The organism is Rhizobium sp. CIAT894 (genome assembly GCF_000172795.2).
GTDB lineage: Bacteria > Pseudomonadota > Alphaproteobacteria > Rhizobiales > Rhizobiaceae > Rhizobium.
In genome coordinates, this window is record NZ_CP020947.1 from 2412357 (window position 1) to 2424757 (window position 12401).

Here is a 12401-nt window from a genome sequence, read left to right on the forward strand (position 1 = left end):
CGAGATCTTTCCCGCATACCGAGAATCAAATTAACAGCAATTGCCGATCAAGGCATAACCCCAGGGGATTGATGATGCGCGCCCGCACCGCGACAATGATGATTTCTATTGCACTGCTTGCAGGCTGTGCACCGACGCAGCAGCAATATGATGCGACCGTCACGCTGCTGGAAGGCAGCGCGAGAGCGAGAAATGAGTTCGTCAAAGAGTGTTCAAAGGATTTCGACGCAAATCAGCGTCGTACCGCGGGGATCGTGACAAACGTTTCGGACAAGGACGCTCCGAGGGTCGCCTGCCAGCGATATCTGGCGGCTGCAATCTCCGGTCGCGCCACTTACCAGGATCTCCTCGACATCAAGGCCCACCGGTTTACGCCAAAGCTCGTCAAGATCTTCCAGGGCCGCTGATCTTCCCGAAGACGCTTCTCACTTTTGGAACCGAATCCTCCCGAGTGTTTAAGCCTCGGGAGAATGAAAATGGATGAAGACACCGTCGAGCGGTTCAGGATGATTATGTCGGCGCTTGCCGTGACGATGGAGGTTGCAAGATCGACGGGCCACGGCGATTGGGAGCGAGCGGAGACCAAGTGCTTCGCCCCTCTCCCTTTTCGCCGGCAGTGTTGCCCTGTGGACCCGGCGCGTTCATGATGGCGACGATTCCATATCCGACAATGCGGGATGGCTGATGCGTCTCTTTCTCGTTCGCCACGGCGAATCCCTCGGCAACATCAACGAACAGGCCTATCGCCAATTCGGCGATCACAACGTGCCGCTGACGCAATGGGGCTATCGCCAGGCGGTCGAGGCAGGTAGCGTCATTGCCTCCTACTTGAAGGGATTGCCGAGCCAAATTTCCCCGCTCCACATCTGGTATTCGCCATTCCTGCGCACGCGCCAGAGCAAGGATGCGCTGCTCTCAGCCCTGCCGGAAAGCTCCGTCGGCGATATCAGGGAGGACTATCTGTTGCGCGAGCAGGATTTCGGTCTCTTCACCGAAATCTACGACCATGCCGAGCAGAAGCAGAAATTCCCCGAGGAATTCGAAAAATGGGCGAGGCTGCGCAACAACAGCGGCAAGTTCTATGCGCGGCCGCCGGATGGCGAAAGCCGTGCGGATGTAGCCCAGCGGGTGCGGCTGTTCCTTCAGACAGTAATGCGCGACGCCGAGAACGGCGACCACAACGTCGTCATCGTCGGCCATGGCGTTACCAACCGGGCGGTCGAAATGAATTTTCTGCACCGCCCCGTCGAATGGTTCGAGCGCTCCGACAACCCTGGAAATGCCGATATCACGCTGATCGAGGGAACGCGCCTGCAAGGATACGAGTCGATCCTGCTCCACCAGGCCGCCGACCGGCAGCCCGGACAGGAAGGTGAACTGCGCGATGCCTATGGCGCCGACGTGACGATCACGCCGAAGACCGGGGGACCGTGATCAGGCTTTGAACCGAGCCGGCCGACAGGCGCACAATTTCAACATTGCGAAAATTCCAAGACTGCCTGTCATAGATTTTGGGTCGCAGATGTGCATCTGCACAGCAGGTGAAACCGGCGGCAAGTCATTGCTCGGTCGGGCCTTCCCGAACCTGCAGGATGCGGTCGATAAGGCCCCATTCCACTGCCTCTTCCGCTGTCATGAAACGGTCGCGGTCCATCGCACGCTCGAAATCCTCGTAGGTCCGCCCGCAATGCTCTGCGTAGAGCCGTGTCATACGGTGCTTCGTCCGTCTCATTTCTTCCGCATGGATGAACATGTCCGATGCCTGCCCCTGGAAACCGCCCAATGGCTGGTGAATATGGATGCTGGCATTGGGAAGCGCTGTACGCTCACCCGGCTGGCCTGACATCAACAGGAACGAGCCCATCGAACGGGCGGTTCCCATGCACAGCGTATGCACCGGCGCGCGGATGTAGCGCATCGTATCGTACATCGCGAGACCGCTGGTCACCACACCACCTGGCGAATTGATATAAAGATGGATCGGCTTCCTGGGATTTTCGGCTTCAAGAAACAGCAATTGCGCACAGACGAGCGCCGAGACGGTGTCGTTTACCTCGCCGTTGAGGAAGATGATCCTCTCTCTAAGCAGACGGGAATAGATATCGAAAGATCGCTCCCCTCTGGAGGATTGTTCGACGACCATAGGGACGAGTTGCATCGCTTCGCGCATCGGCGAACTCCAATCGTTTGGGACTATGACGGGAATGGCTTGCCGCGTCAGGCGGCGAGCATCAGGGTCGGGCTGTTGCTGTTGGCCACCGAACTCGCGAGACGCTCGAATGTCGCGCCGGTCAACTCATGGATGATCCGCAGGCTGGTGCCGCCCGATGCATTCGGCGCGATCGTGAAGGTGACGGTGCTTTCGAGAAAGGGCGGGCTGTCGTCGCGCAATCTGTAGCGAACCTCTTTACCCGGTGTCTCGGAGAGCGATCGCGGATCGGCCAGCGCTTCCTTCGGCAGCCACTTCTCCCGGAATTCCGCAATGCTGATTGCCCGCCAGACCTTTTCCGGCGGCGCATCCAGTTCGTACCTCTGTTCGAAGCCGGTTTGCTGTTGTTTGGTCTGCGCTAGGGTCTTCACCTCATTCATTGATCCATATCCTTCAGCAAGAGCTTGAGAGCATCGATGCGGGTGGGCCAGTAGGCACGATATTTCGCCAGCCATTCTGCGATGAGGGCGAGCCCGTCCGGATCGACCTGGTAATTCACGAAACGTCCCTCCCGCTGTTCGCGCACCAGTCGTGCCTCCCGCAACACTGCGAGGTGTTGGGACATCGCCGGCTGGCTGATATCCATACCCTGCCGAAGCGCGCTGGCATTCATGCTGCCGTTCGCCAGCTTCTCGAAAATCGTACGGCGGGTCGGATCGGCCAAAGCCCGGAAAATATCATGCTCCATCATGACGACACATAAGCATACACTTATGCGATTCACAAGCCCGTTTCAGACTTTATATGGATTGGCAATCAAAGTCTGCGACGCAGAGCAACCGCCCGTACCGGCCGCACTCTGTACCGGACGCACGGAGCCGGCGTGGGCCAGTCTCCGCCGGTTCCGATAACGATTGCTTGTCATGGAGACCCTATGTCGGCAACGTCACCGTTGCCGCTTCCTGCCCCGCCGGAGCCTCCTCGTTTACACTCTCCGGCCGCTTCGTCCTCAGGAGACGCAGGACGAAGACGAAGAAGACCGGAACGAAAAAGATCGCCAGCGCCGTCGCCGACACCATGCCGCCGAGCACGCCGGTGCCGATCGCATTCTGGCTGGCAGCACTTGGCCCGGTGGCGATCGCCAGGGGCACCACGCCTAAGGTGAAGGCGAGCGAGGTCATGATGATCGGCCGGAAACGCAGACGGGCGCCTTCGATCGCCGCCTCCATCAGCGATTTCCCCTCGGCAAAGCCATCCTTGGCGAATTCGACGATGAGGATGGCGTTCTTCGCCGACAATCCGATGATCGCGATCAGGCCGACCTTGAAATAGATGTCGTTGGACATGTCGCGGCTCATCACCGCGAGCACGCAGCCGATGACCCCAAGCGGCACGACCAGCATCACCGACAGCGGGATCGACCAGCTCTCGTACAGCCCCGACAGCAGCAGGAAGACGAAGAGGATGCTGAGGCCGAACAGCAACGGCGCCTGCGATCCCGATCTGAGCTCCTCCAGCGACTGGCCGGTCCATTCGAAGCCGAAGCCGTCGGGAAGCTCCGAGGCCAGCCGCTCCATTTCGGCAATAGCCGCGCCCGATGAATATCCGGGCGCCGGAGCACCCGAAATGCGTACGGAGGGATAGCCGTTGTAGCCGACGATCTGTGCCGGCCCCTTCTGCCACTCGGCGACGGCGAAGGAGGAGAGCGGCACCATGCCGCCGCTCGCATTGCGGACATTGAGCTTCATCAGGTCTTCGGCCTGCAGCCTGCTCTTGTCCTGCGCCTGCACAATGACGCGCTGCATACGGCCGGAATTCGGGAAGTCGTTGACGTAGCTCGAGCCGAGATTGGCAGTGATCGTGCTGTTGATGTCGGCAAAGGCGACGCCGAAGGTATTGGCCTTTTCGCGATCGATGACGAGCACCGTTGGGCCGAATCCGGCATGCCTTCCGGACGGATACCAGCGATGATGGGGTTCCCGGATGCCTTGCCGAGCAGCATTCCCGCCGCCTCGGTCAGTGCCGCCTGGCCCTTGCCCCCACGATCCTGCAGGCGGAAGGTGAAGCCGTTGGTGGTGCCGAAGCCTTCGATCGGCGGCGGTGACAGCGCGAAGGACATCGCATCCTTCAACGCGAACAGCTGCATATTGGCGCGGTTGGAGATTTCCTGCACCGTATTGCCGGCGCCGCGTTCGGCCCAGTCCTTGAGGGTCACGAAGACCAGGGCGGCATTCGGCCCCTGACCAGAAAAGCTGAAGCCCTGGATCGCGACGACATTGGCGACGGCCGGTTCCTTCTTGAAGATCGCCTCGATGCTTTCGAGCGAGGCCACCGTGCGGTTGCGGCTTGCCTCCGGCGGCCCCTGCACGTCGACGATCAGGAAGCCCTGGTCCTCATCCGGCACGAAGCTGCTCGGCAGGTTGACGAAGAGGTAACCGAGGCCGACGACGAGCGCGACATAAACGGCCATCACCCGCCAGGAGCGCTTGGCCAGCCCTTCGACGGTGCGGGCATAACGGCCTGTCAGCCGGTCGAAATTGCGGTTGAACCAACCGGCGATACCCTTCTTGTCGTGATGGCCCTTGATCGGCTTCAGGAAGGTGGCGCAGAGCGCCGGTGTCAGCGACAGCGCCAGGAAGGCCGAAAACAGGATTGAAACAACCATGGTCAGGCTGAACTGGCGGTAGATGATGCCGGTCGAGCCGGGGAAAAACGCCATCGGCACGAAGACGCAGGAGAGCACCAGCGTGATCCCGAGGATGGCGCCGGTGATCTGCCGCATCGCCTTTTTGGTCGCCTCCTTCGGCGACAGCTCCTCCACCGCCATCAGCCGCTCGACGTTTTCGACGACGACGATGGCGTCATCGACCAGAATGCCGATGGCAAGCACCATCGCGAACATCGTCAGCACGTTGATCGAGAAGCCGGCAGCAAACATCACCGCAAGCGTCCCGAGCAGCGCGACCGGCACGACGAGCGTCGGAATGATGGTGTAGCGGAAGCTCTGCAGGAAGATGAGCATGACGATGAAGACGAGCGCGACGGCTTCTGCGAGCGTATGCGCCACCTTTTCGATCGATGCGGAGACGAAAGGGCTGGTGTCGTAGGGAACGGAATATTCGACGCCATCAGGGAAGAAGCGCGACAGTTCCTCCATCTTCGCCTTGACCAGATTGGAGGTGCTGACGGCATTGCCCGTCGACGACAGCTGGATGGCGATCGCCGCACTCGGCTGGCCGTTCAGCCGGGTAGAAAAGCTGTAGCTCTCGCTGCCCTCTTCGATGCGTGCGACGTCGCGCAGCCTGACGTTCGAGCCGTCGGCATTGGCGCGCAGAACGATGTCTCCGAACTCCTTGGTATCGGTCAGTTGCCCCTTGACCAGCACGGTCGCCGTCAGGTCCTGGGAGACCGGATTGGGCGCCGCGCCGATCTGGCCTGCCGCGACCTGGGCATTCTGCGCCGAAATCGCCGTGCTGATATCGGATGCCGTGAGGTTGAGGCCGACCATTTTGTCGGGATCGATCCAGATACGCATCGCCCGCTGCGAGGCAAACAGCTGCGCGCGGCCGACGCCGTCGAGGCGGCGCAGCTCGCCGATGACATTTCGGTTGAGATAGTCGCCGAGCGCCACCTCATCGGTCTTCCCGTCCGTCGACGTCAGCGAGATGAACATCAGGAAGCCTGATGACGCCTCCTCGACCGTGATGCCCTGGTCCTTGACGGATTGCGGCAGCCGCGGCTCGACACGGCGGATGGCATTCTGAACGTCAACGGAGGCTTGGTCGATATCCGTGCCTGCCGCGAAGGTCGCAGTGATCGTCATCGCGCCCGAGGTATCGGAGGTCGACTCGAAATAGGAAAGATGCTCGACCCCGTTCAGCTCTTCCTCGATCTGGCGGGTGACGCCCTGATAGATGTCCTGCGGCGATGCACCGGGATAGCTGGTGGTGATGCTGAGCTGCGGTGGGGCGACCTTCGGATACTGGGCGACCGGCAGGAACGGCAGCGCGATCAGGCCGGCGATGGAGATGAAGATCGCAAAGACCCAGGCAAGGATCGGGCGATCGATAAAGAAACGTGCCATCGATCTTACTCCGGCTTCTTGGCGTCACCGGACGCGACTTCGCCATTACGCCACTCTTCCGGCGCGACCTTGGCGCCCGGCTGCAGTTTCTGCACACCGTCGACGACCAGGCGTTCGCCGGAGGTCAGGCCGCTTTCGACCACCCATTCATTGCCGGAGGATTGCCCGAGTTCGACATCGCGTGGCTGCGCCACGTCTCCTTCCTGCACCACGTAAACCTGAGCCTTGCCATCGGCCGCGCGGATGACGGCGCGTTGCGGGATGAGGATCGCCTTCTCCCGAACGGCCAGCTCGATGCGGACTCTGACGTAAAGACCCGGCAGCAGATCGCCCTTGGGATTGGGAAATTCGCCGCGTAGGGTGACCTGGCCCGTCGTCGCATCGACGCTGGCGCTGCGGAAGAGCAGCTTTCCGGCCTGGCCGTAGACCGTGCCGTCGTCGAAGACGAGTTTGATGTCGGCCTTGCCTGGTTCCGTCGAGGCGAGGCTGCCGTTCTCGACCGCCCGCTTCAGCGCCAGCAACTCGCCGGAGGATTGCGTGAAGTCGGCATAGACCGGATCGATCTGCTGGATCATGGCAAGAGCATCACCGGCGTCGGCCGTCACCAGCGCACCTTCCGTCACCAGAGCACCGCCGATGATGCCCGATATCGGCGCCCGGACTTCGGTATAACCGAGATTGATCTTCGCCTCGTCGAGCGCTGCCTGCGCCAGCGCGACATCGGCATCCGCCTGGGCAAGGGCGACAGCTGCCGTATCGTATTCGATACCGCTTGCGACATCGCGGTCGCGCAGGGACTTCTGGCGGTCGAGCTGCAGGCGGGCGTTGGTCTGCGTCGCCCTCGCGCGCTCGAGGCTTGCTTCGGCACTTGCCACCCGGACCCGGAACAGCGCCGGATCGATCCGGTAGAGCACATCGCCCTGGTGAACGAGGCTGCCTTGCTCGAAGACCCGCTCCTGCAGAATGCCGGAAACCCTGGCCCGCACCTCCGATACGCGTGTCGCGGCAATACGGCCCGGCAGTTCGCTAACGACGGGAACGGAGCGCGCCTCAAGCGTCAGGACACTGACGGCAGCAGGCGGCATCGCGCCGCCTTCCTGAGCGTGAGCCTGCAGCCCCGCACCGAGCAGCAGCGCCAGAATGAACGTGTAACGCAATGATTTCGTTCGAAGAAGCATGTTCATCAGCCTTCTGGATGGCGCATTGTGGTGCCCAAAAACACAGCCCGCCGACAATGACGTTCGGCGGGCCTCCTGAGCCGACAGGTAGTCGATATTTTTTCGATTTTCAAGATACCTACCGGTTGGTATGATAGCAAAACCGTTTCACGAGATCCCATGGCACTGCGATCCCGAGAGTGATACTGACCTCTTGGGCGCCCTCGTCACGAAGCGCCGCACGAACACGGATCGTCCATTGATAAATAGCCCCCGAAACAGAAAGAAACAGCCTGATGTCGTGCGGCAAGCGCTCCTCGATTGCGCCACAAAACTGGCGCTCGAGCATGGCCTGGCTGCCGTCAGTCTGCAGGCAGTCGCCAGTGCTGCCGGCGTGACCAAGGGAGGTTTGTTTCACCATTTCCCCAACAAGCAGGCTCTCATCGAGGCCGTCTTCGACGGGATGATGGAAAATCTGGATCGCGAGATTGACGAGGAATTGGAAAAGGACAAGGGCGGGCACGGCACATTCACCCGCGCCTATGTCCGCACTCTGTTTGCCGACCGCGCTCAAAACAACAGTCCGTGGTCGGCGCAGACCATGACGGTGCTTGCCGACCCCTACTCAAAGAGCCTCTGGCACAAATGGATCGATGACCGGCTCATCAGGCATGCCGCAACCGACACGGGAACCCGGCTCGAAATCGTCCGCCTGGCGGCGGACGGGGCATGGCTTGCCCATGTTCTGAGACCCGACGGAGATCCCGGGTCCGACGACGCGGTCCTGCTGCAGGAATTGCTCGATATCACCGACGGGTGACAAGCAATCCGCCTGTCACCAGCCGAAGACACGGAGCGCTGCGCGTTCTGCTTGACGCGCAGCGGCTCCTTCGACTTGCTGGTATCTATCGCTCCCCTCAGGCAGCCCGCACGACCGCCGTCGGTTTCACATTCTGGTTCATGCGGAACAGATTGTTCGGATCATAACGCAGCTTGATTTCGGCAAGCCGGGCATAATTGGCGCCGTAAGCCATTTCGACCCGATCGGTCTCATCCTCCGGCATGAAGTTGATATAGGCGGTGCCGACGGCAAGCGGCTTGGTTGCCTCGAACAGCTCGCGCGCCCAGCCGATGCAGCTTGCGTCCATGCCGCTTTCCCGCCAGCGCGCATGCACATTCATGACGAAATGCGAACTGCGCTGCGGAAATGCGGTAGCCTCGGTGGGGATGCGGCCCGCGGCTCCGCCGACATGGCCGACGAATATTTCGCACTCCGGCCCCGGCAGTTTGCCCACCGCGTTGAGCAAAACGTCGATTGCCGAATCCGAAAGCGAAGCAAAATCCTGGCTCTTCCAGTAATTGCGCGCACCCGGTGTGAGCAGCGGATCGAATGCCTGCTGCCAGCCGGTGAACGGCACCGGGCCAACGACGTCGGCAATGGGTTTTCCGATCGCACGCAATCTGGCCGTTGCCTTTTCCCCGGCCGCCACGTCCCCGCAGTAACACATGGCAAGCACCAGGACCTCCTTGCCATGCCATTCCTCCGGAAGAAACGGCAGCGGCGGCGCCTGGCGCATCACCACCCAGCAGGTCAGTTCATCGGGTGCGGCTTCCAGCGCCTGCCGATATTCCCTCAGCACCTTCTCCGCGTCAGTGAAAGGATGCACCACCAGCCCGGCGAGAACCTCTGTTTTGAGCGGGTTGAGCTGGAACTCGAAGGAGGTGACGACACCGAAATTGCCGCCGCCGCCGCGCAGTGCCCAGAAGAGATCCGGCCTTTCCGTCTCGCTCGCCTTGACCAGTTCGCCGTCGGCCGTCACCACATCGACCGAAAGCAGATTGTCGACGGTCAGTCCGAATTTGCGGGTCAGCCAGCCGAAGCCGCCGCCAAGCGTCAGGCCGGCGATGCCGGTCGTGGAATTAATGCCAGTCGGCAGTACCAGCCCGAAGGCCATCGTTTCCTGGTCGACGTCGGCCAGCGTCGCGCCCGGCCCAATCCAGGCGCGACGTATCTCAGGATCGACGCGCACCGATTTCATGGCCGACAGGTCGATGACGATACCGCCCTCGCAGACGGCGTTGCCGGCAATGCCGTGGCCGCCGCCCCGCACCGAAACGAGCAAGCTGTTATCGCGCGCAAAGCGCACGGCGCGCACGACATCGGCCGCCCCGGCGCAACGCGCGATAAGCCCGGGCCGGCGGTCGATCATCGCATTCCAGATCGCCCGCGCCTCATCGTAATCCACGTGTTTGCCGGTCAAGAGATTGCCGCGAAATCCGGCGGCAAAGGCATCCATGGCCACGTCATTGACCATCGTCTGCCCTTTTTGCAGGGTCGTCAGGTTCAAATTGTCCATGATTTCCTCCATGCGACCGGCGCCCCGCACCGTCGCGGCCGGCATTTTGCGCTTGCGGGAGGCGTCAAACAAGTTTTCCAAAAGGATTAGTACCGTGATGACAATACGCCAGGCCCATCCGCAGTGCCCTGCCCCTCCGCGTGCGCTCGACGAAAACTTCTCCCAGCCCTCATTTCCATACTGTCGCCCGTATCCGATTGATGTATGGAGGGAACTCCCAAAAAGACGTGCACGGAGGCGGCGATGGATAACCAAGAAAAATCCAAGACGGAAAAGAACCTGACGAGCGGCGATCTCGACGAACAGGCGCTCTTTTTCCACCGCTACCCCCGCCCCGGCAAGCTGGAGATCCAGGCGACCAAGCCGCTCGGCAATCAGCGTGATCTGGCCCTTGCCTACTCGCCCGGCGTTGCCGCACCCTGCCTTGCGATCCGCGACAATCCGGAGATGGCGGCCGAATATACCTCGCGCGCCAATCTCGTCGCCGTCATCTCCAACGGCACCGCCGTTCTCGGCCTCGGCAATATCGGCCCGCTCGCCTCCAAGCCGGTCATGGAGGGCAAGGCCGTGCTCTTCAAGAAATTCGCCGGCATCGATGTCTTCGATATCGAGATCGACGCGGCAAGCGTCGAACAGATGGTCTCCACCGTTTCCTCGCTGGAGCCGACCTTCGGCGGCATCAACCTCGAAGACATCAAGGCGCCGGAATGTTTCGAAGTCGAGCGGCGTCTGCGCGAGAAGATGAAGATCCCCGTCTTCCACGACGACCAGCACGGCACGGCGATCATCGTCGCCGCCGCGATCCTGAACGGGCTGGAACTCGCCGGCAAGGCGATCGAAAACGTCAAGATCGTCGCCTCAGGCGCGGGGGCGGCCGCCCTTGCCTGCCTCAACCTGCTGGTGACCCTCGGGGCAAAACGCGAAAACATCTGGGTCCACGATCTCGAAGGCCTCGTCTATGAGGGCCGCACCGAGCTGATGGATGAATGGAAATCCGTCTATGCCCAGAAGAGCGAGACACGCACGCTCGCCGAAAATATCGGGGGTGCCGACGTCTTCCTCGGCCTTTCGGCCGCCGGCGTGCTGAAACCGGAACTGCTGGCGCAGATGGCCGACAAGCCGCTGATCATGGCGCTCGCAAACCCGACGCCCGAGATCATGCCGGATCTTGCCCGTGCTGCCCGTCCTGACGCGATGATCTGCACCGGCCGCTCGGATTTCGCCAACCAGGTCAACAACGTCCTCTGCTTCCCTTATATCTTCCGCGGCGCGCTCGATTGCGGCGCCGAGACGATCAATGAGGAAATGAAGATGGCCGCGGTGCGCGCCATCGCCTCGCTTGCCCGCGAGGAACCGTCCGATGTCGCCGCCCGCGCCTATTCCGGCGAAACCCCGGTCTTCGGCCCGGATTACCTGATCCCCTCGCCCTTCGATCCGCGCCTGATCCTGCGCATCGCCCCTGCCGTTGCCAGGGCCGCCGAACAGAGCGGCGTGGCGCGCCGCCCGATCCAGGATTTCGACGCCTATCTCGACCAGCTGAACCGCTTCGTCTTCCGCTCCGGCTTCGTCATGAAGCCGATCTTCGCCGCGGCCAAGGCAGCAGAGCGCAAGCGCGTCATCTTCTCCGAAGGCGAAGACGAACGTGTGCTGCGCGCCGCCCAGGTGCTGCTGGAGGAAGGCCTTGCCGACCCGATCCTGATCGGCCGCCCGCAGGTCATCGAGACGCGCCTCAAACGCTACGGCCTGCGTATCCGGCCGCTGCAGGATTTCGAGGTCATCAATCCTGAGGACGATCCGCGCTTCCGCGAATATGTCGATCTTTATTTTTCGCTCGTCGGCCGCCGCGGCGTCATCCCGGAAGCTGCCCGCACCATCGTGCGTACCAATACGACTGTCATCGGCGCGCTGGCGCTGAGGCGCGGCGAAGCCGATGCGCTGATCTGCGGCCTCGAAGGCCGCTATGAGAAGCACCTGCGCGACGTCCGCCTGATCATCGGCAAGCGTAAGGACGTCCGCGATTTCTCCGCCCTCAGCCTGATGATCTCGCAGCGCGGGGCCACCTTCTTCACCGACACCTACGTCACCTTCAATCCAAGTGCCGAGGAAGTTGCCGAGGCAACGGTGCTGGCGGCCGAGGAAATCCGCCGCTTCGGCATCACCCCGCGCGCCGCCCTCGTCTCGCATTCCAACTTCGGCTCGCGCGAATCCGAAAGCGCCACCAAGATGCGCAATGCCCTGCAGCTCGTGCGCGAGACTGCCCCCGATCTCGAAGTCGACGGCGAAATGCACGGCGAAAGCGCCATCACCGAAGCGCTGCGCAAACGCGTCATGCCGGATACGACACTGCATGACGAGGCGAACCTGCTGGTCTTCCCGAACCTCGACGCCGCCAACATCACCCTCGGTGTGGTCAAATCGATGACGGACGGCCTACATGTCGGCCCGATCCTGCTCGGCACCGCCCTGCCCGCCCACATCCTCGCTCCCTCGGTGACGTCCCGCGGTGTGGTCAATATGGCGGCATTGGCCGTCGTCGAGGCCTCGCAGCCGGCGTAGGCCGGCTCCTCATTTCGTCGTGCTCGGGCTTGTCCCGAGCACCTGCAAACGGGCTGATATGAAGCAGATCACGCACGGGATCTGGGATGGCCTTTGAA

The 12401-nt window shown here is 61.8% G+C and carries 9 protein-coding genes and 1 pseudogene; 4 read left to right on the forward strand and 6 right to left on the reverse strand.

The window, feature by feature from the left end:
* Positions 1 to 74: 74 nt before the first annotated feature.
* Positions 75 to 407: a hypothetical protein gene (locus tag RHEC894_RS11940; protein WP_085738952.1), complete on the forward strand. Its 333-nt coding sequence runs from the start codon at positions 75 to 77 to the stop codon at positions 405 to 407.
* Positions 408 to 684: 277 nt separating this feature from the next.
* The gene (locus RHEC894_RS11945; protein WP_085737428.1) at positions 685 to 1434 is read left to right on the forward strand and encodes a phosphoglycerate mutase family protein; all 750 of its coding nucleotides are present in this window, start codon (positions 685 to 687) and stop codon (positions 1432 to 1434) included.
* Between the two features lie 124 nt (positions 1435 to 1558).
* Here RHEC894_RS11945 and RHEC894_RS11950 read toward each other — a convergent pair whose 3' ends face one another.
* From RHEC894_RS11950 to RHEC894_RS11970, 5 genes and pseudogenes are all read right to left on the reverse strand, one after another.
* Positions 1559 to 2170 (reverse strand): ATP-dependent Clp protease proteolytic subunit, encoded by a 612-nt coding sequence (locus tag RHEC894_RS11950; RefSeq protein WP_085737429.1) that lies wholly within the window; start codon positions 2168 to 2170, stop codon positions 1559 to 1561.
* A 47-nt stretch (positions 2171 to 2217) separates the two neighbouring features.
* Positions 2218 to 2589 (reverse strand): SRPBCC domain-containing protein, encoded by a 372-nt coding sequence (locus tag RHEC894_RS11955; RefSeq protein ID WP_085737430.1) that lies wholly within the window; start codon positions 2587 to 2589, stop codon positions 2218 to 2220.
* The gene (locus RHEC894_RS11960) at positions 2586 to 2900 is read right to left on the reverse strand and encodes a metalloregulator ArsR/SmtB family transcription factor (RefSeq protein WP_010066762.1); all 315 of its coding nucleotides are present in this window, start codon (positions 2898 to 2900) and stop codon (positions 2586 to 2588) included. The genes RHEC894_RS11955 and RHEC894_RS11960 overlap by 4 nt, the downstream gene beginning before the upstream one ends.
* A gap of 181 nt (positions 2901 to 3081) precedes the next feature.
* Positions 3082 to 6233 (reverse strand): annotated as a pseudogene (locus RHEC894_RS11965) (efflux RND transporter permease subunit).
* Positions 6234 to 6238: 5 nt separating this feature from the next.
* On the reverse strand, positions 6239 to 7417 hold the full coding sequence (locus RHEC894_RS11970) for an efflux RND transporter periplasmic adaptor subunit (RefSeq protein ID WP_206427855.1): 1179 nt from the start codon (positions 7415 to 7417) through the stop codon (positions 6239 to 6241).
* Between the two features lie 232 nt (positions 7418 to 7649).
* Between RHEC894_RS11970 and RHEC894_RS11975 the strand changes: the two genes are divergently transcribed.
* The gene (locus tag RHEC894_RS11975; RefSeq protein ID WP_085738954.1) at positions 7650 to 8210 is read left to right on the forward strand and encodes a TetR/AcrR family transcriptional regulator; all 561 of its coding nucleotides are present in this window, start codon (positions 7650 to 7652) and stop codon (positions 8208 to 8210) included.
* A gap of 97 nt (positions 8211 to 8307) precedes the next feature.
* Here RHEC894_RS11975 and RHEC894_RS11980 read toward each other — a convergent pair whose 3' ends face one another.
* Positions 8308 to 9747 carry an FAD-binding oxidoreductase gene (locus RHEC894_RS11980; protein ID WP_085738955.1) on the reverse strand — a complete coding sequence of 480 codons (1440 nt, stop codon included), beginning with the start codon at positions 9745 to 9747 and terminating at the stop codon, positions 8308 to 8310.
* Positions 9748 to 9990: 243 nt separating this feature from the next.
* Between RHEC894_RS11980 and RHEC894_RS11985 the strand changes: the two genes are divergently transcribed.
* The gene (locus RHEC894_RS11985; protein WP_085737431.1) at positions 9991 to 12303 is read left to right on the forward strand and encodes an NADP-dependent malic enzyme; all 2313 of its coding nucleotides are present in this window, start codon (positions 9991 to 9993) and stop codon (positions 12301 to 12303) included.
* Positions 12304 to 12401 lie beyond the last annotated feature (98 nt).

What these genes read in the sequence shown, in the direction of transcription:
- RHEC894_RS11950 (WP_085737429.1), bottom strand. Translation starts at nt 2,170, where the DNA reads ATGCGCGAAGCGATGCAACTCGTCCCTATGGTCGTCGAACAATCCTCC.
- RHEC894_RS11945 (WP_085737428.1), top strand. Translation starts at nt 685, where the DNA reads ATGCGTCTCTTTCTCGTTCGCCACGGCGAATCCCTCGGCAACATCAAC.
- RHEC894_RS11940 (WP_085738952.1), top strand. Translation starts at nt 75, where the DNA reads ATGCGCGCCCGCACCGCGACAATGATGATTTCTATTGCACTGCTTGCA.
- RHEC894_RS11970 (WP_206427855.1), bottom strand. Translation starts at nt 7,417, where the DNA reads ATGAACATGCTTCTTCGAACGAAATCATTGCGTTACACGTTCATTCTG.
- RHEC894_RS11980 (WP_085738955.1), bottom strand. Translation starts at nt 9,747, where the DNA reads ATGGACAATTTGAACCTGACGACCCTGCAAAAAGGGCAGACGATGGTC.
- RHEC894_RS11985 (WP_085737431.1), top strand. Translation starts at nt 9,991, where the DNA reads ATGGATAACCAAGAAAAATCCAAGACGGAAAAGAACCTGACGAGCGGC.
- RHEC894_RS11955 (WP_085737430.1), bottom strand. Translation starts at nt 2,589, where the DNA reads ATGAATGAGGTGAAGACCCTAGCGCAGACCAAACAACAGCAAACCGGC.
- RHEC894_RS11960 (WP_010066762.1), bottom strand. Translation starts at nt 2,900, where the DNA reads ATGATGGAGCATGATATTTTCCGGGCTTTGGCCGATCCGACCCGCCGT.